The organism is Bradyrhizobium sp. 191 (assembly GCF_023100985.1).
Lineage (GTDB): Bacteria > Pseudomonadota > Alphaproteobacteria > Rhizobiales > Xanthobacteraceae > Bradyrhizobium > Bradyrhizobium diversitatis.
Map to the genome: position 1 here is coordinate 6,239,651 of NZ_CP064692.1, position 22,588 is coordinate 6,262,238.

Genomic DNA, 22,588 nt, shown 5'->3' on the forward strand with positions numbered 1-22,588 from the left:
TCAAGCTGCAGTCGCCGTGGGCGGTGCCGTCTCGGGCCGCACGCCCTTGCGCCACTCGGTGATGGTGCAGCCGAACCGGCTGCGGAACCAGCGCGCCATGGCGCTCTGCGCGGAGAAGCCAAGCTGCATCGCGATGTCAGCCAGCCGCCGGCCGGGAGCGTCGATCAGCTGGATCACGAGATCGGCGCGTTGCGCGTCCAGGATGGCCGAGAAGCTGGTGCCGGATGCTGCGAGGCGGCGGTGGATGGTCCGGCGGGTGCAGGCGAGATGCTCGGCGACGCGCTCGATCGTGCAGTCGCCACTGGCAAGAAGGAAACGTACGACCTCGTCGACCTTCTGCTCCCAGCTCGCGGGCCGCGTTTCGATCGCCTCGATCCGCTTGCGCAGATAGCTCGCGATCAGCGGATGCGCGTTCGGGATCCGACGTTCCATATCGTGCGCGGACAGCACGATCGCGTCATCCCTCGCGTTGAAGATCACGCGGCAGCCGAAGAATTCGCGATAGCGCTTGCGATCGTGCGGCGGCGGATGATGCAGGTGCACCTCCCGCGGCCGCCAGTCCTGCCCGAACAGCGACTGGATGATGCGGTGGACGCTGCCGAGCGCCACGTCGATCGACTGCCGCGGCGCGCTCGGCTTCCGGCCGCGCAGATGCATCGTGATGGTCGCGGTCTGCTTGCCGCGCGCAACGTCGAGCCGCATGCCATCGTGATGGACATGGATGAAGCGCGAGAACGCATCGATCGCCTCACCGACGGTCGCTTGCTCGCGCACGATCAAGCCGACCGTGCCGAAATTGGTCAGGCCGCCGCGCTCGGCGAGGCGCAAGCCGAAATCTTCGGCGCCGGACGCCTCCGCGGACAATTCGAGCAGACGGCGCAGGCCAGCGACGGCAATGGGCGTGTCGGGCTTGTCGAGGCAGGCTGGCGGCAGCCTGGCCTTGCGCATCATCTGCCTGGGGTCCAGCCCGACCGACCGGGCGACCTCCGGATAATAACTCAGGCTCGAGCTGCGAATGAGGTCGGTCATGCGAACCGTTCCTGCCAGCTGCTCCCGCAGATGTCCCGAAATGTAAAATTTCTGTCCCGGTCCGTCAAATCCAGGAACCCGGCGGAACATACATAAGACCGAAGCGCGGGCGTGAATGCCGTGCTTACGACGGCGCGGCAGGGCGATGGAGCCCGCTACCGTCTCAGGCCTTTTGACCAAGACATTGCTGGATCGGGTTCATGCCGGGAAACATGCTTTCCAAGGGTGAGATATTCGTCATCGACACCGACGCTGCCTCCCGCGAACAACTTTCGACCGCGCTCCAGCAGAACGCCTACGAGGTGATCTGTTTCGCCGACGGTGCATCCCTCTTGTCCGCCGCGAGGGCGCGGATGCCGGCCTGCGTGCTGCTGGATCTGCCGCCCGATCGGTCCGGCCTCGACGTGCTCAAGCGGCTGCGGGGGGAGAACTGCATGGCGCCCGTGCTCGTGACGTCGGCGAACGGCAGCATTGCCATGGCGGTCGACGCCATCAAGAGCGGAGCGGCCGATTTCATCGAAAAGCCGTTCCGCACCCACGACATCGTCGGCCGGATCGATGCCGCCATCGACGAATTCGCGCAACCCGGCGCGAGCCGGCAACGCTGGCTGACAGGCTGCGAGCCCCTGACCGCGCGCGAGGGCGACGTGCTCGAGCATCTCGCCGCCGGCCTCACCAACAAGGAGATCGCCCGGCGGATGCATCTGAGCGCGCGGACTGTTGAGGGCTACCGCGCCAGCATCTTGAAGAAGGCCGGCGCCCGCAACGTGACCGATCTGCTCCGGCGCATCTTCGGCCAGGGTTCGCCCACGCAGGCCTGAGGCTCCGCCGAGGCCGCGCGCCGATGCGTTCCGCGGCCATGCTGCTGCCGCGGTGGCGCCCCAAGGAAACCCCAATCGAACCAGTTCCTTCCCCGCCGCGTCTCATCACGATGGCGAGGCATTCATCGCGCGCGTCCGGCTGGCGGCGCGGCGATACCGGCAGGAGGGACTTTATGCGCATCACCGCAAAACGGTTGGCAACGACGAGCCTGGTCCTTGTGACCACGGCCCTCGCATCGTCGTCCTGGGCGGCCAACGTGGACGTTAATTCGGCGATCGACACGGTCACCGTCTATCCCGATGGCGCCACCGTCACCCGCGTCATCTCGTTGGATCTCGCCTCCGGCGACTCGACGCTGGTCGCCAGGGATTTTCCGCTCTCGCTCGATCCGTCGTCGCTCCGCGTCGAAGGCGAGGCGGGCGCCAAGCTCACCATCGGCACGATCGACGCGCGGCCGCCGAAGGCCGCACCGCCGGTCAACCTGCCCGAGCTCGACAAGCGCATCGAAGCACTGAGAGATCAGCGGGCCGATCTGCAAGGTGCGATCGACTCGGCCGGTGCCCGACGCAAATTCGCGCAGCATTTCGCCGAAGCCTCCCCGGCCGGCCTCGGCGAGAAGGGCGAGGCGCGGCCGATCACCGAATGGCGCGCGGCGTTTGCGGCTGTTGCCGAGGAGATCGCGACCGCTGACACCGCAATCCGCGATGCCACGCGAAAGCAGCGCGAGATCGACCGACAGATCGCGCAATTGGAAGCCGAGCGCTCGGCCAAGCCGCCGAGCAAGCTGGAAGTGCGGATCGACGTCGCCTCGGCGGCGGCGACCAAGGCGACATTGCGGGTAACCTACGCCGTGCGCAATGCGCGCTGGGTGCCGCTCTACGACGCCCGGCTCGATACCGGCGCCAAGGATCGCAAGCCGCAGCTCGAACTCGTCCGCCGCGCCGAGGTCACGCAGTCGACCGGCGAGGACTGGTCGAACGTGACGCTCGGCGTCTCCACGGTCCGCATCGGCCGCGGCGGCAGCGCGCCGGAGCTGAACTCGCTGGTCGCGCAATATCCGCAAGTGCCGAAGCCCCTTGCGCTCGGCAGCGCCTCGGACCTGACGCGGCCCGCGCCAACCGCCCGCCAGCGTTCGGCGCAGTTCGAGCCCATGTCCAAGGTCGCAGAGGCGACCGAGCGCGCCGACGAGCAGCAGGCGGTTGCCGAGATCGGCGATTTCCAGGCCACCTTCAGAATTCCCGGCCGCGTCAGCCTCGGCGCTGCCGAGGGCGCCAAGAGCCTGCGCATTACCTCCATGACGGTTCCGGCCGATCTCGCGGTTCGCGCGGCACCGGTGATGGATCCAACCGCCTTCCTCGAAGCCAGCTTCAAGCAGACCGACGACACGACGCTGCTGCCCGGCAAGGTCGCGATCTACCGCGACGGCACCTTCGTCGGCCGCGGCAAGGTCACGGCGTCCGCCAAGGACGACATCGTGCGGCTCGGCTTCGGCGCCGACGACAAGGTCAGAATCGAGCGCGCCGTGCTCAAGCGCAACGAGGGCTCGGCCGGCTTGCTCGTGACGACGTCGAAGACCGACGAGCGTTCGTTCAAGACCACGATCCGCAACGGTCATGATTTCCCGATCAAGGTCGCGATCGAGGATCAGCTGCCGGTCAGCGAGAACGAGGACATCGTCGTCGAGATGCTGCCCTCGAGCACCCAGCCGACCGCGAGCAACATCCGCGACAGGCGCGGCGTGCTGGAATGGTCGTTCGACGCCAAGCCCGGCGAGTCCAAGGACATCAACTTCGCCTGGCGCATCCGCTGGCCCAAGGACAAGAGCATGGTGATCGTCCCGGCGGGGTAGGGGGGTGGTCTGAAGTTGAATCGAGTTCGGCCAACGGCAGTGCTCTCTGCGTTCCCTCCCCCTTGTGGGGGAGGGGCAGGGAGGGGGGTGCCACACGGGGATTCTTTCCGTCGCGCACCGGGCTCGATGCATCGCCGATCACTGTCACCATTTGCTGGGCCACCCCTCTCCCTAGCCTTCCCCCACAAGGGGGAGGGAACGCACCTCCGTCGGGGCGCCAGCGAGGATCATCAGGCCTTAGGGTAGCGCCCGCATCGACTGCGGCAGCACATACGGCACGCCATCGGTCTGATGGACGACAGCGTCGATCTCGAAAATATCGCGGATGATCTCGCGTGTGACAATCTCCGCGCGCGGGCCGTCGGCGACGAGCCGGCCGCCATTCAGCACGATCAGCCGGTCGGCGAAGCGGATCGCGAGATTGAGATCGTGCAGGATCGCGATGACGGCTGTGCCGGCCGCCGCTCGGCGGCGCGCCGCTTCGACGAGGTCGATCTGGTGACGCAGATCGAGGCTCGAGGTCGGCTCGTCCAGCAGCAGAAGCCCGGGGCCGTGCTCGGCCTCGCCGCAGGCGAGCTGCACCAGCACCCGGGCGAAATGAGCGCGCTGCTGCTCGCCGCCCGACAGCGTCGGCAATTGCCGTTCGCGGAAATGCGCGAGGCCCACCTCGTCCAGCACGGCGTCGACGAGCGGGCCAGCCTCGCGCAAGCTGCGCTCGCCCGCGCCCATCAGCACGATCTCCTCGACGGTGAAGGGAAAGGTGACGTTGATGTGCTGGGACAGCATCGCACGGCGCGCGGCGAGCTCGCGCGGCGCAAAGCTGCCGATGTCGCGCTGCTTGAGCCGCACCTCGCCGGCGCTCGGGCGGAGATCGCCGGAGAGCAGCCGCAGCAGCGTCGACTTGCCGGCGCCGTTCGGGCCGATGATGGCGACCATCTCGCCGGCCGCAACCGTCAGGCCGACGCCGTCGAGCAATGTCGCGCGGCCGGCGCGCTTGCCTAAGTGCCGTGCTTCAAGCACCGCGGTCATAGCGCGGCGAGCCCGCGCTGTCGCAGCAGGATGAAGAGAAAGACGGGTGCGCCGACGGCGGCAGTCAGGATGCCGATCGGCATCTCCGCAGGCGCCACGATGGTGCGCGCCAGCGTGTCGGCGCCGACCATCAGGATGGCGCCTGATAGCACCGAGGCCGGCAGCAGCAGGCGATGCGCCGGGCCGATCACGAGACGGAGCAGATGCGGCACGACGATGCCGACGAAGCCGATGACGCCGCTGATCGACACCGCGACGCCGGTCATGGCGGAGACCATGACGATCGAGATCCGCTTCAGGCGCTCGACGTCGACGCCGCCGTGAAAGGCGTCGGCCTCGCCGAGCACCAGCAGGTCGAGGCCGCGCGCGATCAAGGCACAGGCGGCCAGCCCGATGACGAGGACCGGCGCGAGCAGGGCGCTCTTGGTCCAGGTCGCGCCGCTCATCGAGCCGAGCATCCAGAACGTGATGTCGCGCAGCTGGCGGTCGTCGGCTATGAACACGAGCAGCCCGATGCCGGCATTGGCGATGGCGGTGATGGCGACGCCGGCGAGCAGGAAGATCGCGATCGAGGTGCGTCCCGAGCGGCTCGAGATGCCGTAGAGAATCGCGGTGGTCGCCAGCGATCCCGCGAAGGCGGCGAGCGGCAACAGCTCGGTCTGGAGAAAGCGCAGCGCCTCGCCGAAGCGCGAATCCGTGAAGACGATCGCGCCTGCGGCTGCGAGCGCGCCGCCGCTGGAGACGCCGACCAGGGCGGGATCGGCGAGCGGGTTGCGAAACAGCCCCTGCATGATCGCGCCGGACGCAGCGAGCAGGCCGCCGACCATCGCGGCCGCTGCGATGCGGGGAATGCGGATTGACCACAGCACGAGCTGGTCGCGGGCCGTCATGGCAGTGCTTTCGCTGGCAAGGCCCAGCGCCGCAGGCAGCCGGGAGAGAGGGATGCCGGCGGCGCCGACGGTCAGCGCGACGATCGCCGTCACCGCGAGCACCGCGATCAGGACAGGAAACGCGAATGATGCGGACCGCCGTCTCGCGCTTCGTCGCGGGCTCCGTGCTTCGGTCCCGACCGCCACGCTCATTGCCGGCAGTTCGCCGCCGACAGCGCCGACGTGAACGCGCCGCCCTCGGCCAACGCCGGATAGAGCTTGACGGACAGATCACGCGCGGCCGCCGCCGTCCGCGGCCCGAAGCCGAGCAGATAGAGCCCGTCCATGGTGATGAAGCTCTTGTTGGCCGCGACCGGCGTCAGCGCAAAACCGGGATGGGCATAGACCGCGTCGGCCTGGAGCGACTCCTTGCCGCGCTCGATCGACAGCACGACATCGGGCTTTGCCGCCACGATCGCCTCGTCGCTGATGACCTTGTAGCCGTCGTAATCGTCGACCGCGTTGGCCGCGCCCGCGAGCTGGATGATCTCATCCGCCGCGGTCTTGTGGCCTGCCACCATCGCTCGCCCGTTCTGGAGCGACATCACGAACATCACCCGCACCGGCTTCGCCACTTTGGCGCGCAGGACACGGAGCTGCGCAAGATCGGCGCCGACCGCGGCGCTGAGACATTCGGCACGCGCATCGACGCCCATGGCGTGGCCGACCAGCTTGATCTTGTCGATCAGGCCTTGCTCGGAAAAGGTCTCGGGCACCAGCACCAGCGGCACCTTCGCCGTCTCCAGGATGTCCATGGTCTCGCGCGGGCCCGAGCCCTGGATCGCCAGGATCAGGGTGGGGTTGAGGCCCAGCACGCCCTCGGCGGAGATCTGGCGCATGTAGCCGACATTGGGTTTGTCGCGCAGCGCCGCCGGCGGATAGAGGCTCGTCGTATCGACGCCGACCAGGCGGCTCTCGAGCCCGAGAGCATAGAGGATCTCAGTGATGGCGCCGCCGATCGAGACGGTGCGCGCGAAGTCGTTCACTGCGACCTCGCGATCGCGCGCGTCATGCACGGTGATGCCGGCCGCGTGCGCAGCAGACACGAGCGCGATCGTGCCGGAGAGCAGGAGATTGGCGAGGGTGCGACAAAATGCCATTGCGTTTCACTTCGTCAGGATCAGCTTGTTCTGCGAGGTCAGGCGCAGGCGATAACTGTCCTCGCCATGCGCAATGATGATCTCGCGCTCGGCGGCAAACAGCTCGCGGCTGTCGATCCGGCTGCCGCGCATGGTGAGAGTTCGCGTTGCTGCAGAAGGGCTTTGTGCCGGCCCTGCCGCGCTGCCGGTGCTGTCTCCTGATGTTGCTGACATTGTCGGTGTGATGCGCTTTCGAAACCTGGAGTACCGTCCGTTTGTATAGGCGGCGCCAAGCGCATTCCAACCGTCGCAGTTTACAATCGATATAAACTGTAACGCGATGTCATTGACCGTCAGAGTGTCGCCACGTAACCATTTCTGACAGCGGGGAACTCGCCCGCCTCTTGAGACAATCAGCCAGCCAGTCGTTCGCGTTGCGAACGCGCGCCAGCCAAGTAACTCCGAAATTGAAGCGAAGTGCAGGCTGGGGCTGATATGGCTGACGGGGCTAGGTATTCGCGCGCCCTGATTTTGGGCGCGTCGGTGGTTTCAATTGCAGCATTGGTGACGGAGGGCAGTCTCGCGCAGACCGCATCGCCGCAAGCCGAAAGTGCGGCGTCGGAGCGGCCGAAGCAGGCAAAGCGCAAGCCGGCCAAGCCGCAGGTCGCGCAGCAGGCAACGCCCGACGTCATGAATGCGCACGCGCAAGCGGGCGGCACCGCACCCGTGCAGACGCTCGATACCATCACGGTCGCCGCGACCAAGACTCCGGAACGGGCGATCGATGCGCTCGCGCCCGTCAGCTCGATTTCGCTGGGCAAGATCCAGGGGCTCCAGCCGAACCGGCTGTCGGACATCTTCTACGCCATTCCCGGCGTATCGTTTCAGGAGCGCGGCGACGATCCCGCGACAGTCATCAACATTCGCGGCTTGCAGGATTTCGGGCGCGTCGCGGTCGTCGTCGATGGCGCGCGGCAGAACTACCAGCGCACCGGCCACAACGCCAACGGCTCCTTCTTCCTCGATCCTGAATTGATCGGCGGGGTCGATGTGGTGCGCGGACCGACCGCCAACATCTACGGTTCCGGCGCGATCGGCGGCCTGGTCTCGTTCCGCACCAAGGACATCAACGACGTGCTGCGCCCCGGCGAGCGCTGGGGCGTCGATCTCTCGGGCTCCTACGGCTCCAACAACAATCGCGGCCTGGGCTCGGTGTTCGGCGGCGTGCGCGCCACGCCCGACGTTGATATCTTCGGCGGCGCGGTCTACCGCACCCAAGGCAATTACAAGGACGGCAACGGCACCGAGATCGGCAACACCGGCAACCAGGTCGAGGCCGGGTTGATGAAGCTCACGGTGCGGCCGGCTCTCGGTCATGAGGTCAAGTTCGGCGCCGTCTTCCAGGACTATCAATACGATATCGGCCAGTTCAACCGCGGTCCGGTGGTAACGGCGGCGCAGCGAGCGCTCTATCAGGGCTCGTCGGTTTACGCCTCCGATGCGAAGAACTACACCGGGACCATCACCTGGAACTATTCGCTGCCGAGCGACAATCTGTTTGACTGGCACATGTCGATCTACGGCAATCGCGTCGACAACGACCAGACCAAGACCTATCACTATTCCACGTCCGGCGGCGCCTATTGCGGGACGGGCAATTTCGGCAACAACATTTCGGGCTGTGTCGGCGACAAGCGCGGCTATGTCCTCGATACCTACGGCATCGACGTCAACAACACCACGCGATTCAACGTGGGCGACTGGCGCAACGCCGTCAGCTGGGGCATCGACGCCTTCCAGGACGACGTGATCACGACCGACAGCCGCGGCAATTCCAACATCACGACGCCGAGCGGCATCCGCACCGTGTCGGGCGGTTTCCTTCAGCTGAAGCAGAACTACGGCACCTGGTTCGAGGCGGTGAGCGCGATCCGCTATGACCGCTATGACCTTGATTCCGGCAGGACCAGCGCCGGCGGCGACCGCTTCTCGCCGAAGATCACTCTTGGCGTCACGCCGGTTCCGGGCTTCCAGCCCTATGTCAGCTACGCCGAAGGCTATCGCGCGCCGTCGATCACCGAGACCGTGATCTCCGGCGCACATGCGACGGGTGGCGGACCGGCCTTCTTCGTCTGCCCGAACGGCACGGTAGGGCTGTTCTGCTTCCTGCCGAACCCGAGCCTTCGTCCAGAGGTCGGCAAGAACAAGGAAGTCGGCTTCAACCTGAAATACGACAACATCTTCAGCGCCAACGACTCCTTCCGCGGCAAGATCAATCTCTTCCGCAACGACGTCAGCGACTACATCGACCTCGTTGCGTCCACACCGGTGCCGACCGGGTTCGGCTCGTTCAGCCAGTACTACCAGTATCAGAACATCGCCAATGCTCGCATCCAGGGCTTCGAGGCTGAGACGATGTACGATGCCGGCGACTGGTTCATCGGCGTCGCCGGGCACTACATCCAGGGCAAGAACGTCCAGACCAATATCGGGCTTGCGACCATCACCCCGACCAAGGTCGTCACCACCGGCGGCGTCCGCCTGCTCGATCGCACGCTGATCCTGTCGGCGCAGTGGGCGTCGTACGGTCCCAACAACGACGTGCCGGCCAACTATATCCGCTCGACCGGCTACGATCTCGTCAATCTGTACCTGACCTACAATGCGACCAGGGACATCGTGATCTCGGCCTCGATCGACAATCTCTTGAACCAGTACTACCGGCCTTACGCCATTCCAGGCAGCTCGACCGACGGCACGTCGCAGAACGACGTGCTGTGGTCGAGCCCGGGTCCGGGCAGAGTCTACAAGGCCGGAATGAAGATCCACTTTGGAGGTGCGTAAGCCGACCGGCCCCGCAGCTCCACAACCTCCGCCGCGCCGCGCTGATGCTCCAGCGCGGCTTCGGCGCGTTTTCGTCTTGATAGCAAGGAGAGACCTTTATGTTCATCGCTATGAATCGCTTTCAGGTGAAGCTCGGCTCGGAAGCCGCGTTCGAAACCGTCTGGCGGACGCGGGAGTCCTATCTCGGCAGCATGGCGGGCTTCGTCGAATTCCATCTGCTCAAGGGGCCGGTCGCCGGGGACCACACGCTGTATTCCTCGCACACGGTGTGGATCGACAAGGCGGCCTTCGAGGCCTGGACGCGCTCGGAGGAATTCCGCCGCGCTCATGCGCGCGCCGACAACAAGACCGGCGAGAGCCTCTATCTCGGTCATCCCAAGTTCGAGGGGTTCGAGGTCATCATGACCGAGCGCAAGGCGAGCGCGGCCGCCTAGATCGCGGCCGATCACGAAAGGGAGCCGGACATGCCGAGCACCGATCTCAAGGCGTATATGGCCGACAATCCCGGCGCGGTGATCGAGGACGTTGCGCGCGAGTGCAAAGTCACCCCGCGCGCGGTGATCGAGGCGCTGCCGCCGTCCATGATGCGCATCGGGGGCGGCGAGCACTTTGCCGCCGCGATGCAGGACATCGCGGAATGGGGCGAGGTCACGCTGATCGTCCACACCGATGATGCGATCTTCGAGTTCACGGGCCCAATTCCCGCGGGCGAGATCGGCCGGGGCTATTTCAACCTGATGCAGCCGAAGGGATTGCACGGCCATCTCCGCCACGAGCGGTGCGCGGCCGTTGCCTTCGTCGAGCGGCCCTTCATGGGCAAGTCATCGGCTTTCGTCGCGTTCGTCAACGCCGACGGCGGCATCATGTTCAAGGTCTTCGTCGGCCGCGACGAGGCGCGGGCGCTGCGCGCAGACCAGCTGGCGCGGTTCCGCCGGCTGGCTGACCGCAGCGCGGCGCAGCCTTCGGCGTAACTTCCATTTGTCGGGAGATCGGGATGCAGGGCAGTTCCAGGCTTCGGCACGTGATCCTCACAATCGCGCTGGCCTTCGCGCCGGCGCCGGCCTTCGCGATCGACCAAGCCCTGTTGCCGCGCAATCTGTCGCCTTGGGGCATGTTCGTCGGTGCCGACATCATCGTGAAGACGGTGATGGTCGGGCTCGTCATCGCCTCGCTGGTGACATGGACGGTGTGGCTCGCCAAGACCATCGAGCTGCGCCGCAAAGGCTCGCTCGCCCTGCGGCGGACGCGCGCCCTCGAGGGCAACATGACGCTGGCCGATGCATCCGCAAGGGCTGGCGACGCGCGCGACGCGGTCGCCCAGCTCATCCAGTCATGCGCCAGGGAAGCGGAGCTCTCCGGCGGCATTCTCGACGACGGCCTGCAGGAGCGGGTGGCGCTACGGCTGGAGCGGGTCGAGGCGGCGATGTCGCGGCAGATTGCACGCGGCACCGGCGCGCTTGCGACCATCGGCGCCATCGCGCCCTTCGTCGGCCTGTTCGGCACCGTCTGGGGCATCATGAATTCCTTCATCGGCATCTCCGAGAGCCACACCACCAGTCTTGCGGTCGTCGCGCCCGGCATTGCGGAAGCGCTGCTCGCGACCGCCCTCGGTCTCGTCGCCGCGATTCCGGCGGTCGTGATCTACAATCATCTCGTCCGCGGCATTGCCAATTACCGCGCCCTGCTCGGCGACGCCTCGGCGCAGCTCATGCTGCTGGTGAGCCGCCAGCGCGACCACGGCCATCTTCGCCTGGCGCGGGCTGCGGAGTAGCCATGGCCACCAAGCTCGGCGCACGTTCGCCTTCGGCGCTCAAGCGCGGCGACCCCGGCGATCTAAACGTCACCCACGAGATCAATGTCACGCCGTTCATTGACGTGATGCTGGTGCTCCTGATCATCTTCATGGTGGCGGCTCCACTTGCCACCGTCGACATCGGCGTCGATCTGCCGGCAACCGCGGCCGAACCGGCGCCGCGGCCCGACAAGCCGGTCTTCGTCACCGTCAAGCCGGATCTTTCGATCGCGGTGGGTGAGGATATCGTGGGCCGCGACGCGCTCAGCGGCTCGCTCGATGCTGCCACCAAAGGCCGCAAGGACGAGCGCATCTATCTGCGCGCCGACAAGGCCGTTTCCTATGGCGACCTGATGGAGGTGATGAACACCTTGCGCAATGCCGGCTATCTCAAGGTCGCGCTCGTCGGCCTCGACGGACGCAGCTGATGGGCGCGAACGCCTTCGTCCTGCACGAGCCGCTCGGCGAGCACGAGGGCGCGCGCTGGGGTGTCTCGGCGGCCGTGATCGTGGCGCTGCATGTGGCTGCCGCGCTGCTTGCAATGAGCTGGCTCAAGTCGCAGCCCGAGCAGGGCGTCAGCCTGCCGGCGATCATGATCGACATGGCCCCGGTGACCTCGGCGCCGCAGCCGACGCAGGACGACGTCGCCCCGGGGCCAGTCATGCAAGAGGCCGACGCCTCGCCGCCGGAACCCGTCCAGCAGCAGGCCGTCGAGGACACCATCGCGCCGACGCCGCCGCAGGAGCAGCCGGACGTGGTCGCGCCACCGGAGCAGAAGCTTGAGCCGACGCCGGCCAGGCCCGAGCCGGCGAAGATCGTGCCGGTCGAAAAGCCCGCTCCAGTGAAGCCGAAGGTGGTTCGCCGCGAGGCGAAGAAACTGTCGGAAGCAACGCCCGCGCCGCGCACCAGTGCGCCCCCGCGCGCCGAGCACGAGGCGCCGATGTCATCCGCCATGAGTGCGGGTGCGACGGCCTCCGCGATTGCATCCTACAATCAACGCGTCCGCGCGCATCTGATGCGCTTCCATTCATATCCGTCGGCCGGAGGCGGCCAGCGCGGCGTCGCCAGGCTCAACTTCACGGTCAGCCGCAGCGGGCAGGTGACGTCGAGCCGTCTCGGCGGCTCGTCCGGCGTCGCCGCCTTCGACGCTCAGGCGATGTCCATGGTCCGCCAAGCCTCGCCGTTCCCGCCCATCCCGGACGAGATCAGGAACGGCTCGATGAGTTTTACGATCCCGGTGGAGTTTACGGTGAGGTGACGTGCCATCCCCGCAAACTCAGCCGTCGTCCCGGACAAGCGCAGCGAAGCGGAGCGCTGATCCGGGACCCATACTCACAGGATCAGGTTTGACGAAGATTCGCAGCACCATCTCGCGCCACGATTTCCGTTCGGGGTTATGGGTCCCGGCCTTTGCCGGGACGACGGCGGAGTGTGTCGCGACTGAAGAGGCTACTTCGCCTTCAGGAAATCCGCGACCTCGAGCAGCACGAACTCGTTGTCGTCGGCCTTGTTGGGATCGCGGCTGGAGGAGAACGGCAGATTGTTGTCGTTGCCGACGATGATATGGGTGTCGTCGACGCGATCGACGTTCTCGATGGTGAAGAACGGGAAGGTGTAGACGCCGTCATTGAGCGGCTTCCTCGCCTTCTTGTCGGGATCATTGATCTTCATCAGGTCGATATAGCCCATCTTGCGCACGGGCTTGCCGACATTGGCGTCGGTCAGCTCGATCTTGTAGACGCGCTTGAACTTGGCGAGGTCAGGGAAGCAGTTCTCGCCGCGCTGGCCTTGCGGGCAGGCCTTGTCGGCGGTGCCTTCGCCGTTGTCGCGCTCGATGATGAGGCCGGAGGCCTGATCGATCATGTTGAAGTCGCCGATGGCGTTGCCGTTCTGCTCGAACACATACTGCCAGTAGCGGCCGGTGAACTTCTCCGCGGCGACGTCGAATTCGAGAATGCGGGCGGCTTCCTTGCCGTCGACCTTCTCCCAGTCCTTCTTCTCGGCATCCCACAGCGGTCCTTCGAGCAGGCCATAGAGGAACTTGCCGTCCTTCGACGCGGCGAAGCCCTCATAGCCCTTGGAGCGGCGGAGATTGACATTGGTGTAGGTCGCGCCCGGCGCACCCGGCGTCGCGACCGCCCAATTGTCCGGCGAGCGCACCGGCTTGCCGTCGGCAACCGTGTCGAACACGCCGAGGATCTTGCCCGACTTGTCGGCCTTCAGGATGTAGGGGCCGAACTCGTCGCCGATCCAGAAGGTGTCGCCGACGATCTGGAATCCTTCGGTGTCGAAGTCGGAGCCGGTGAGATAGCGCTTCTGGGTATCCTCATGCACGATGCGGAACGGCACCTTCTTGTCGGGATCGTGCAGGAAGATGGTTTCCTGTCGCTCGATCTTGCCGCTCGCCCAATCCATCTTGTAGCGGTTCAGGTACAGCATTGAATCCGGCGAGTTGGCGCGCGCACCCATGCCGTTGTCGGTGATGACCCAGAAGCTGCCGTCGGGCATGGTCTTGATGCCCGAATGACCCTGGAGCGGCTGGCCCTTGAACGGCAGCGACACGCCGGTCGGTCGCTCGTAAGACTTGCCCATGACGGTGCCAACCGCGTCGACCCGCTTGCCGGTGGTATATTTGCCTGCGGTCTTGAGATCGGCGGGTGCGTCAGCCGGCGCGTCGATGAACGAGCTGGCCGGCATCACCACGTGGCCGGCGAGCTTGGCCGGGAATTCGCCTTCACTCTGCGCCAGCGCAGAACTGGCGGTGAGAACGATCGTTGCGACGGTGCTGAGAAAGGTCGCGCGCATGTGCGTCTCCTGTTGGTGGACGCACGCCTTATGCGGACGGCACGTTGCAGTTTTGTGAAGCCGGGCCCAAAGGCCGCAGGCCCGGCTGCTGTTTGGCGGCGAGGAGATCGGAATCGGGTTCTGTGACGCTTGATCCGATCTCGTTGCGCCTCAGGCAATCTTGCGAGCGAGGAAATCGCGGATCAGGGGCGTTACCTCGTCGAACCTGTCCTCGAGCAGGAAGTGGCCGGAGTTGATCAGATGAAACTCCACCTGGGGAAGGTCGCGCTTGTAAGGGTGGGCACCGTCGGCAGGAAAGATGAAATCATTCTTGCCCCACACGATCAGCGTCGGCGGCCTGTGCTTGCGGAAGTAGGCCTGCACTGCCGGGTATAGCGGCAGATTGGTCCGGTAGTCGTAGAACATGTCCAGTTGGATCTCGTTGTTGCCGGGCCGGTCCAGCAGCCCCTGGTCATGGACCCAGTTGTCGGGCGAGATGCGGCTCACGTCTGACATGCCGTCGGTGTACTGGAATTTGGTCGTCTCCAGGGTCAGCAGCTTCATCAGCGCCTGACGGCTGCTGTCTGACCCGTCGGTCCAGTATTTCTTGATCGGATTCCAGAACTCCTTCAGTCCTTCGTCGTAGGCGTTGCCGTTCTGAACGATGAGGCCGCTGATGCGCTCGGGATGTTTGAGCGCCAGCCGCCAGCCGCCAGCCGACCGGCGCGCCGTAGTCCATGACGTACATCGCGTAGCGCTTGACGCCGAGCTGGTCCAGCAGGCCGTCGACGAGCTCGCCGAAGCGATCGAACGTGTACTTGAATGACGCGCGGGGAGGCATGTCGCTCTGGCCATAGCCGGGGTAGTCGGGAGCGATCACGTGGTACCGGTCCGCCAGGGCCGGGATCAGGTTGCGAAACATGTGGGAGGAGGTCGGAAAGCCGTGCAGCAGCAATACCACGGGCGCATCCCTCGGCCCGGCTTCGCGGTAGAAGATGTTGATCCCGTCGATCGTCTTGGTCCGATGGTACGTGACCGGATAGCCGCTCCCCGTCTTGGAGCGATCGTGTTGCGGTTTCGCCGCGGCAGCCGGCGTAGTAGCGGCAATGGCAACCCCGGACAGACCGAGGACGAGGTGCCGGCGATCGAGGCCGGCTGATGGGCGCGTGATGTTCTCGGTAGTCATGATCTTTTTCCAGGCAAGCTTCCAGCCGTCGCATTCCAAAGTCCGCGGCAAGCTTCGGGTAACCGATTGCGACCGGCGGGATCAGTCCATATGATCGAGAAGCTACTTCTCAGGTTACGGAAAGACGCGTCTGATGGACCGGCTGGAGGCGATGTCGGTGATCATCGCCGTCAATGAAACAGGAAGCTTCTCGGCAGCCTCCCGGCGCCTCAGGATGCCGGTCGCGACGGTCAGCCGGACGGTTGCCGAGCTGGAGGCGCGGCTGAACGCCCAGCTGTTTCAGAGGTCGTCGCGCCAGATGACGCTGACCGATGCGGGACGATCCTATATCGAGGCCTGCAAGCGGATCATCGAGCAGGTGGACGATGCCGAGAGGGAGGTCTCCGGCGAGTACAGACGTCCGAGGGGCGATCTCGCGGTCACGGCGCCGTGGGGACTGGGCCACATGCACCTTCTGCCGATCGCGCTCGAGTTCATGGAGGCTTATCCCGAGATCGCGCTGCGGCTCGTCCTTACCGATCGCATCGTCAACACCGTCCACGAGAATATCGATGTGTCGATTCGAATCGGTGGTCTGCCGGACAGCAACCTGATCGCGACCCGGGTCGGCTCGGTCCGGTTCGTGCTCTGCGCCAGTCCCGGATACCTCGTGAAGCGGGGGCACCCGGGCGAGCCCGCCGATCTCGCGTCGCACGATTGTATCGGCGTCGACAGCCATGCGGCGCAGAAGAGCTGGAAGTTCGTCAAGGACGGCAGCGAAGTCACGGTGCCGATACGGTCGAGATTGACGGTGAGCGACTCGGAAGCGGCGGTCGAAGCTGCCGTTGCAGGTGCCGGCGTCACGCGCGTCATGTCCTACAAGATGGAGGCGGCGCGACGTTCCGGCAAGCTCGTCCTCATGCTGGAGGAATTCGAGCAGGCGCCCTGGCCCGTGCATATCGTCTACGCGGAGCGAAAGCCCGCTCCGCTCAAGCTCCGCGCCTTTCTGGATTGGGCCACGCCGCGCCTCAAGGCGCGGCTGGCCTAGTTTTGCTACTCCTTCACCGCCCCGGTCAGCGAGGACACGTAGTAATCCACGAACAGCGAGTAGAAGATCGCAACCGGCAGCGAGCCGAGCAGCGATCCAGCCATCAGCGCGCCCCATTGGTAGACGTCGCCGGTGACGAGCGCGTCGACGCGCTTGCCGGTGGTGTATTTGCCTGAGGCGTCGAGATCGGCGGGCGCGTCGATGAACGACTCGGCAGGCATCGCCACGTGGCCGGCGAGCTTGGCCGGGAATTCGCCCTCGCTCTGCGCCAGCACAGAACTGGCGGTGAGGATGATCGTTGCGACGGTGCTGAGAGAAGTCGCGCGCATGTGCTTCTCTCATTGGCGGACGCACGCCTTATGATGGCACGTTGCAGTTTTGTGAATCCGGCCCAAACGCCGCAGCGCTTCACACGCCTTCGTAGACCAGCCTGGTGAAATAGCCGGGATCGACGACGAACTGCCCCCATTTTGCGTCGAACGCAGCGGTCGGCTTGGCGGCAACAGCTTCGTCCCTCGTCTTTCCCCGCTTCTTGAGGTTGCCGACATTGTCGCGGATGGCGACCAGCATGTCGCGGAATTCTTGGAGTTCGGCCTTGTTGCTGACGGGCTTGCCGTGGCCAGGAATGATGATGGTATCGCTCTTGGCCGCGGCGAGATTGGCGTCGGATGCCGAGATCATGCCGTCGATGCTGCCGCCGGTGGAATAGTCAATGAAGGGGTAGATGCCGTTCCAATAGGTATCGCCCGCATGCAGGATGTTGGCCTCGGCGAACGAGACGGAGATATCGCTATCGGTGTGCGCGGGTCCGTAGTGCTTTAGCGAAATCGACGCGCCGTTGAGCTTCAGCCTGTGCTCCCTGGCGAAGACCTCGGCCGGTAGGGCGCCGGCGGGAGAGGGGAGGAAATTGTAGTCCCAGTCCTCGACTCGCTGGATGCCAGAGAGATGCTTGCGGGTGTTCTCGTGGGCTACGATCTTCGCGCCGGCCGCATGCAGCCATTCATTGCCGTCGGCATGGTCGAAGTGCCAATGCGTGTTGATCAGATGCGCAACCGGCTCGCCGCCAAGCTCGGCGAGGGCCTTGCTGAGCTGAGGGCGCGATACGCCGATGCCGGCGTCGACCAACAGCTTTCCGTCCGGGCCCGTCAGCACCGCGATATTGCCGCCGGACCCTTCGAGCACGCTGATGTTGTTGCGCAGCTTGTAGGTCGTGATCGGAGATGTCGCAGCACTGTCCTTGATCAGGCTGACGATACCGCGGGCCTCGGCATATGCCTGCCTCGGTGTAAGCCAGCCTGTCGTGGCGGCGAAAGCACCGCTGACGCAGCACAGGCAAAAGCCTCGTCTGGACATTGAGGGGAGTTTTGACGATCCCATGAAATCCTCGCTTTCTGGAGCGAGTACCGATAACGCCAACGCTCCCCCGCCGCCGGTCCAGCGGGTAGCATCGGAGCAGGCATGGAATCTATCACGATAGCACGATCGTTCGTGCGAGGCGGCCAGCTATTCCTTCACCGCGCCGGTCAGCGAGGAGACGTAGTAATCCACGAACAGCGAGTAGAAGATCGCGACCGGCAGCGAGCCGAGCAGCGATCCCGCCATCAGCGCGCCCCACTGGTAGACGTCGCCGGTGACGAGCTCGGTCAGGATCGCGACCGGCACGGTCTTGTTGGCGCCGCTCTGGATGAACGCGAGAGCGTAGATGAACTCGTTCCAGGACAGCGTGAAGGAGAAGATGCCGGCCGAGATCAGGCCGGGCACCGCGAGCGGCAGCGTGATCCGGCGCAGGATCTGGAGCCGTGTCGCACCGTCCACCAGCGCGCACTCCTCGAGCTCGTAGGGGATCGACTTGAAATAGCCGATCAGCAGCCAGGTGCAGAACGGAACCAGGAAGGTCGGATAGACCAGGATCAGGGCAAGCGGCGAGTCGAACAGGCCGAACTGCACGACGACGGTGGCGAGCGGAATGAACAGGATCGACGGCGGCACCAGATAGGCGAGATAGATGCCGAGGCCGACATAGGGGCTGCCGCGGAAGCGCAGCCGTTCGATGGCGTAGGCGGCCAGCGTGCTCGCGATCAGCGACAGCGTGGTCGAGCCGACCGCGACCAGCATCGTCGTCGTCAGCCAGCGCGGATAGGCGGTGTTGAACAGCAGGTGCTTGATGTGGGCGAGCGTCGGCGAGGAGATCCAGAACGGGTTGTTGTCCTTGTAGTTCATCAGCTCCGCGTTCGGCTTGAACGAGGTGATCGCCATCCAGTAGAACGGAAACAGGAGGATCAGCACGAAGCAGCCGAGCGGCAGGTAGATCATCATCAGCCGCCGCAGCCCGGAATCCCAGGCCATGGTGTCGGGCGCGGCTTTGGCGTCCGCGGTCGGTTGCGCGACGGTGTCAGTCATTGGCCTCTCCCTGCTGCCACTTGCGTCGCGCCAGGCCGAAATAGGAGAACAGCGTCGCGAACACCAGGAACGGGATCATCGAAACCGCGATCGCCGCGCCTTCGCCGAGTTCGCCGCCGGCGATGCCGCGCTGGAAGGCCAGCGTCGCCAGCAGATGCGTCGAGTTCACCGGGCCGCCGCGGGTGATGGCGTAGACCAGCTGGAAGTCGGTGAAGGTGAAGATGATCGAGAAGGTCATGACGATGGCGAGGATCGGCATCATCATCGGGAAGGTGATGTAGCGGAAGCGCTGCCAGGCGCTGGCTCCGTCGAGCATCGCGGCCTCGTAGAGCGAGGGCGAAATGGTCTGCAGGCCCGCCAGCAGCGAGATCGCGACAAAGGGAATGCCGCGCCAGATATTGGCGGCGATCAGCGAGAATCGCGCCGGCCAGGGCGAGCCGAGGAAGTCGATATTGCTCGACCGCCAGTGCAGCACGTCGACCAAAAGATAGGAAATGATCGAGAACTGCGGATCGTAGATCCACCAGAATGCCAGCGCCGAGAGCACCGTCGGCACGATCCACGGCAGCAGGATGATCGCGCGCAAGAGGCTCTTGAACGGAAAATGATTGTTGAGCAGGAGCGCCAGCCAGAAGCCGAGCGCGAACTTCCCGAAGGTCGCGACTCCCGTATAGACCACGCTGTAGAACACTGCGTTCCACCACAAGGGATCGGTGAGCAGATATTGGAAGTTTTCCAGGCCGACATAGGTGCCGCGCCGGCCGATCGTGGTGTCGGTGAAGGCGAGCCAGATGCCGAGTCCAAGCGGATAGGTCAGGAACACGGTGAGCAGCCCGATCGCGGGCGCGAGGCACATCACGATCAGGAACGGTTTGTAGTCGAACAGGCGGACCAGCCAGGAGGGCTGCCGGGCCATCGCGCCGTGGGTTGAAAGTGCGGTTACGGACATCGGACCTTTGTCTTTTCAGGGCTCCAAGGTCATTCCGGGGCGATGCGCAGCATCGAACCCGGAATCTCGAGATTCCCGGTGCGCATTTGCGCACCTGAGGTCTGGTGCTTGCGCACCATCCCGGAATGACGGCTTGTCATTGCTCCTCGCAATGACGGCCGCGTTATCGGGCGTTACTTCGCGGCTTGCCGCCGGAAGTACCGCTTGCAGCGCTGCTCGGCCTCTGCTGCGGCGGCCTCCGGAGTGGCAGCGCCGGTTGCGACGGACGCGAACATCTGGATCAGCACGTAGTCGGCGCTGACGGCACCCGTGGCCGTCGAGATCGGGCCCTTGTAGCCATCGTAATAGGTGCTGTTCATGGTGTCCTTGAACAGCTTCACCTTGGGATCCTGCGACCACACGGCGGCCTCGGCATAGGCGGCCAGCGGCTGGGACCAGTAGCCGGAGTTGGCATTGAGCCACGGCTCGTACTGGTCCTTTTCCAGCATGTATTGCAGGAAGGCCTTGGCGGCGTTGGGGTACTGGCTGTGCTTGAACACCATGGCGTTCAGGGTCAGGCCCGCCATGGGCGAGATCTTCGCAACACCCTTGGGCAGCAGCTGATGCTCGCTGTCCTCGGCAATCGCCTTGGTCGCCGGGTCGTTCTTCAGCGAGAAGTACAGCGAGACGCCGTTAGCGGTCAGCGAGATCTCCTGCGAGGAGTAGGCGCGGTTGTTGCTGACGTCGTTCCATGACGGCGTGCCGGCGATGAAGGTCGGATAGAGCTGCTTGACCCAGTTCAGCGCGGCGATCGTCTCCTTGCTGTTGATGACGACGTTGCCTTCCTCGTCGAGCAGGGAGCCGTTGTGCGACCATAGCGCCCAGTTTGCGAAGCCGTTACCGTCGCCCTTGGCGTTGCCGAGCGCGAAGCCGGCCGGCTTGCCGGCCTTGTGCAGCTTCTGGCACAGGTCGATGATTCCGGCATGGTCTTCCGGCACCTTGTCGAAGCCGACCGATTGCAGGATCGACTTGCGGTAGATCAGGGGGCCCGCGGTGGCACCGAACGGCAGTGCGATCCAGGCGTCGCTCTTGTTCTTCTTGCCATACCGTTGCGCCAGCGGCAGCCAGCCGCCATACCGCTTGCCGACATAGTCGGCGACGTCGGTCAGCTCGATCAGCTTGTCGATGTAGATGTGCGGCGCATCCGAGAAGCCGATGATGATGTCGGGACCGGCGCCGGAATTGGCGGTCACGGCGGTCTGCTGGTTGATGTCCTCCCATCCGACGAAGTCGACCTTGACCTCGACCCCGGTCTCCTTGGTGAATTTTGCAGCATTGGCGCGGAACACGTCCTCGTCGGCCTGGACGAAGCGCACCGGGCGCAGCATGCGCAGGGACGCGCCCTTCTCGATCTCGCGCTTGGGTGCCGCCACGTCGGCGGCCTTGATATTGGATGTTTGCGCTGCAGCACCGGTGGCTGCGAGCGTTGCAGCGGACAGGCCCAGCGCCAAGGCGTCACGACGTGTGATGTCGTTCCTCATCGGTTCCTCCCTATGATGTCTCCCTTCCCGGCGTTGATCGCCGGTGAAGGGCCGTTTCGGTCGTCGGCGCGTTCTGCGCCGCCCGCCTAGCTGTTCGGTCCCCGGTCCATGCTGACGGGCTGCCAGCGGCGGAGCGCGGTGTTCTGCAGCACCGACGGATTGACGCAGCTTACCGGCCACATGCCCTGGAGCACCAGTGACAATTCGTAGCCCACGCGGCGCTTGCGTGCCTCGTCAAACCGTGCCGAGGCCGACGCCACATGGGCGGTCAGGGTCACGTTCTCCATGCCGAGCAGCGGATTGTTGTGCGAGGGCGGTTCCTTCTCCAGAACGTCGAGAGCGGCGTGCGCGATCCAGCCCTCTTGCAATGCCTTGATCAGGCTCTCCTCGTCCACGGTGGCGCCGCGCCCGGTGTTGATGAAGATCGAGCCCTTCTTCATCTGCCGAAAATGCTTCTCGGTCAGCATGTGATGTACCTCCGGCCTCGCCGGGGCGTGCATCGATACGAAGTCGGATTGCGACAGCACCTCGTTCAGCGTCGCCGGGATCACGCCGTGGTCGTACATCAGCGTTTCCTGGATGAAGGGATCGTAGGCCATCATGCGCAGGCCGAACGGCGCCGCGCGCTTCGCGACTGCACGCGCCACGCGGCCGAACGAGATGAAGCCGAGCGTCTGACCCATCAGCCTCGGGATCTTGAGCAGCGCCGGCCGGCCCTCGGCCCAGCGGCCGCTGCGCACCATCCTGTCCTGCTCGACCAGGCGACGGAAGCCCGCGAGCAGCAGCATCATGGCGTGGTCGGCGACCTCCTCGATGAAGGTGTCGGGGATGTTGGTGACGGGAATGCCGCGCGCGGTGGCGGCCTTGACGTCGACACTGTCGACGCCGACCGAGCCGAGCGTGATGACCTTGCAGCTCTCGAGCGCGTCGATGATCGACCTGGTGATCGGGATGCCCTTGGCGTAGATCGCGTCGGCATTCTTCGCGGCGGCGATGAACCCGGCCTCGTCGGCGGGCGCCTCGACGATCTCGGCATCGATCGGATCGAGCGCCTCGCGCTCGTAGGAATAATCGCTGCCCGCGACGGTGAAGCTCGCACCCTTCGGCGTCACCACCTTGTATTTCGGCATGTCATGCTCCCGATTTGGTTTCTTGTTGTGACCCGCCTTCGTGGCGGGCCTTTGCGTCTTTTACGCGAAATCGGGGCGAGTGCGTACAATTCCCGGTTGTCGTGAGCCAGGTATATTTCCGTTTTTCCGTGCGCGGTCCGGGCTTCTACGGAGGCACGTAAGTAACTTGCTAAGGGCTCCCCCACTAAAACTTGATTCGATTTTGATCGATCTCGTCGC

21 protein-coding genes and 3 pseudogenes are annotated in these 22,588 nt (G+C 65.0%); 9 read left to right on the plus strand and 15 right to left on the minus strand.

What is annotated here, in order from left to right; genetic code table 11:
* Complete coding sequence (locus tag IVB23_RS29185) at nt 1-1,029, minus strand: AraC family transcriptional regulator (RefSeq protein WP_197968472.1); 1,029 nt, start codon at nt 1,027-1,029, stop codon at nt 1-3.
* A 200-nt stretch (nt 1,030-1,229) separates the two neighbouring features.
* Here IVB23_RS29185 and IVB23_RS29190 point away from each other — a divergent pair, with 200 nt between their 5' ends.
* Both IVB23_RS29190 and IVB23_RS29195 read left to right on the plus strand, forming a co-directional pair.
* Nucleotides 1,230-1,850, plus strand: a complete 621-nt coding sequence (locus IVB23_RS29190; RefSeq protein ID WP_247800932.1) for a response regulator — start codon at nt 1,230-1,232, stop codon at nt 1,848-1,850.
* Nucleotides 1,851-2,023: 173 nt separating this feature from the next.
* Nucleotides 2,024-3,700 (plus strand): mucoidy inhibitor MuiA family protein, encoded by a 1,677-nt coding sequence (locus IVB23_RS29195; RefSeq protein ID WP_247800933.1) that lies wholly within the window; start codon nt 2,024-2,026, stop codon nt 3,698-3,700.
* A 237-nt stretch (nt 3,701-3,937) separates the two neighbouring features.
* Here IVB23_RS29195 and IVB23_RS29200 read toward each other — a convergent pair whose 3' ends face one another.
* Genes IVB23_RS29200 through IVB23_RS29215 form a run of 4 tightly spaced genes read right to left on the minus strand, consistent with a single transcriptional unit; the run spans nt 3,938 to nt 6,971 of the window.
* Entirely contained in the window at nt 3,938-4,729 is a 792-nt protein-coding gene (locus IVB23_RS29200) for a heme ABC transporter ATP-binding protein (protein ID WP_061880801.1), read from the minus strand.
* Nucleotides 4,726-5,811 carry an iron ABC transporter permease gene (locus IVB23_RS29205; RefSeq protein ID WP_061880800.1) on the minus strand — a complete coding sequence of 362 codons (1,086 nt, stop codon included), beginning with the start codon at nt 5,809-5,811 and terminating at the stop codon, nt 4,726-4,728. Before IVB23_RS29205 ends, IVB23_RS29200 begins: the two co-directional genes overlap by 4 nt.
* Nucleotides 5,808-6,758 (minus strand): hemin ABC transporter substrate-binding protein, encoded by a 951-nt coding sequence (locus tag IVB23_RS29210; protein WP_247800934.1) that lies wholly within the window; start codon nt 6,756-6,758, stop codon nt 5,808-5,810. Before IVB23_RS29210 ends, IVB23_RS29205 begins: the two co-directional genes overlap by 4 nt.
* Nucleotides 6,759-6,764: 6 nt before the next feature.
* Entirely contained in the window at nt 6,765-6,971 is a 207-nt protein-coding gene (locus tag IVB23_RS29215) for a hemin uptake protein HemP (protein ID WP_246515790.1), read from the minus strand.
* A 261-nt stretch (nt 6,972-7,232) separates the two neighbouring features.
* Between IVB23_RS29215 and IVB23_RS29220 the strand changes: the two genes are divergently transcribed.
* From IVB23_RS29220 to IVB23_RS29245, 6 genes are all read left to right on the plus strand, one after another.
* Nucleotides 7,233-9,581, plus strand: a complete 2,349-nt coding sequence (locus IVB23_RS29220) for a TonB-dependent hemoglobin/transferrin/lactoferrin family receptor (RefSeq protein ID WP_247800935.1) — start codon at nt 7,233-7,235, stop codon at nt 9,579-9,581.
* A gap of 98 nt (nt 9,582-9,679) precedes the next feature.
* Nucleotides 9,680-10,015, plus strand: coding sequence for an antibiotic biosynthesis monooxygenase (locus tag IVB23_RS29225; protein ID WP_247800936.1), 336 nt, complete (start codon nt 9,680-9,682; stop codon nt 10,013-10,015).
* Between the two features lie 30 nt (nt 10,016-10,045).
* A complete protein-coding gene (hutX, locus tag IVB23_RS29230; protein WP_247800937.1) occupies nt 10,046-10,552 on the plus strand; it encodes a heme utilization cystosolic carrier protein HutX in 507 nt (168 codons plus the stop codon).
* 23 nt (nt 10,553-10,575) lie between these two features.
* Nucleotides 10,576-11,352: a tonB-system energizer ExbB gene (exbB, locus tag IVB23_RS29235; RefSeq protein ID WP_247800938.1), complete on the plus strand. Its 777-nt coding sequence runs from the start codon at nt 10,576-10,578 to the stop codon at nt 11,350-11,352.
* A 2-nt stretch (nt 11,353-11,354) separates the two neighbouring features.
* Nucleotides 11,355-11,801 (plus strand): TonB system transport protein ExbD, encoded by a 447-nt coding sequence (gene exbD, locus IVB23_RS29240; protein ID WP_247800939.1) that lies wholly within the window; start codon nt 11,355-11,357, stop codon nt 11,799-11,801.
* Nucleotides 11,801-12,631, plus strand: coding sequence for an energy transducer TonB (locus tag IVB23_RS29245; protein WP_197968463.1), 831 nt, complete (start codon nt 11,801-11,803; stop codon nt 12,629-12,631). Before exbD ends, IVB23_RS29245 begins: the two co-directional genes overlap by 1 nt.
* Before the next feature lie 191 nt (nt 12,632-12,822).
* Here IVB23_RS29245 and IVB23_RS29250 read toward each other — a convergent pair whose 3' ends face one another.
* The 3 genes and pseudogenes from IVB23_RS29250 to IVB23_RS29260 form a co-directional block, all read right to left on the minus strand.
* Nucleotides 12,823-14,178, minus strand: a complete 1,356-nt coding sequence (locus tag IVB23_RS29250; RefSeq protein ID WP_247800940.1) for an esterase-like activity of phytase family protein — start codon at nt 14,176-14,178, stop codon at nt 12,823-12,825.
* Between the two features lie 150 nt (nt 14,179-14,328).
* Complete coding sequence (locus tag IVB23_RS39485) at nt 14,329-14,964, minus strand: alpha/beta hydrolase (RefSeq protein WP_346659156.1); 636 nt, start codon at nt 14,962-14,964, stop codon at nt 14,329-14,331.
* Nucleotides 14,861-15,343 (minus strand): annotated as a pseudogene (locus tag IVB23_RS29260) (alpha/beta fold hydrolase); the annotation flags it as partial. The pseudogene IVB23_RS29260 and the gene IVB23_RS39485, both read right to left, overlap by 104 nt.
* A gap of 133 nt (nt 15,344-15,476) precedes the next feature.
* On the opposite strand from IVB23_RS29260, the gene IVB23_RS29265 reads away from it, so the two are divergent.
* Nucleotides 15,477-16,370 carry a LysR family transcriptional regulator gene (locus IVB23_RS29265; protein WP_247800943.1) on the plus strand — a complete coding sequence of 298 codons (894 nt, stop codon included), beginning with the start codon at nt 15,477-15,479 and terminating at the stop codon, nt 16,368-16,370.
* Nucleotides 16,371-16,375: 5 nt separating this feature from the next.
* On the opposite strand, the pseudogene IVB23_RS29270 reads toward IVB23_RS29265, so the two are convergent.
* The 7 genes and pseudogenes from IVB23_RS29270 to IVB23_RS29300 all read right to left on the minus strand — a co-directional run.
* Nucleotides 16,376-16,510, minus strand: a pseudogene (locus tag IVB23_RS29270) (carbohydrate ABC transporter permease); the annotation flags it as partial.
* Nucleotides 16,508-16,699 (minus strand): annotated as a pseudogene (locus tag IVB23_RS29275) (glycerophosphodiester phosphodiesterase); the annotation flags it as partial. The pseudogenes IVB23_RS29270 and IVB23_RS29275, both read right to left, overlap by 3 nt.
* Before the next feature lie 79 nt (nt 16,700-16,778).
* A complete protein-coding gene (locus IVB23_RS29280) occupies nt 16,779-17,747 on the minus strand; it encodes an MBL fold metallo-hydrolase (RefSeq protein WP_247800944.1) in 969 nt (322 codons plus the stop codon).
* A gap of 126 nt (nt 17,748-17,873) precedes the next feature.
* Nucleotides 17,874-18,716, minus strand: a complete 843-nt coding sequence (locus IVB23_RS29285) for a carbohydrate ABC transporter permease (RefSeq protein ID WP_245312108.1) — start codon at nt 18,714-18,716, stop codon at nt 17,874-17,876.
* A 46-nt stretch (nt 18,717-18,762) separates the two neighbouring features.
* Entirely contained in the window at nt 18,763-19,626 is an 864-nt protein-coding gene (locus IVB23_RS29290; RefSeq protein ID WP_245312107.1) for a sugar ABC transporter permease, read from the minus strand.
* Between the two features lie 266 nt (nt 19,627-19,892).
* Nucleotides 19,893-21,239 (minus strand): extracellular solute-binding protein, encoded by a 1,347-nt coding sequence (locus tag IVB23_RS29295; protein ID WP_247800945.1) that lies wholly within the window; start codon nt 21,237-21,239, stop codon nt 19,893-19,895.
* An 86-nt stretch (nt 21,240-21,325) separates the two neighbouring features.
* Nucleotides 21,326-22,369 carry a C-terminal binding protein gene (locus IVB23_RS29300; protein ID WP_197968459.1) on the minus strand — a complete coding sequence of 348 codons (1,044 nt, stop codon included), beginning with the start codon at nt 22,367-22,369 and terminating at the stop codon, nt 21,326-21,328.
* Nucleotides 22,370-22,588 lie beyond the last annotated feature (219 nt).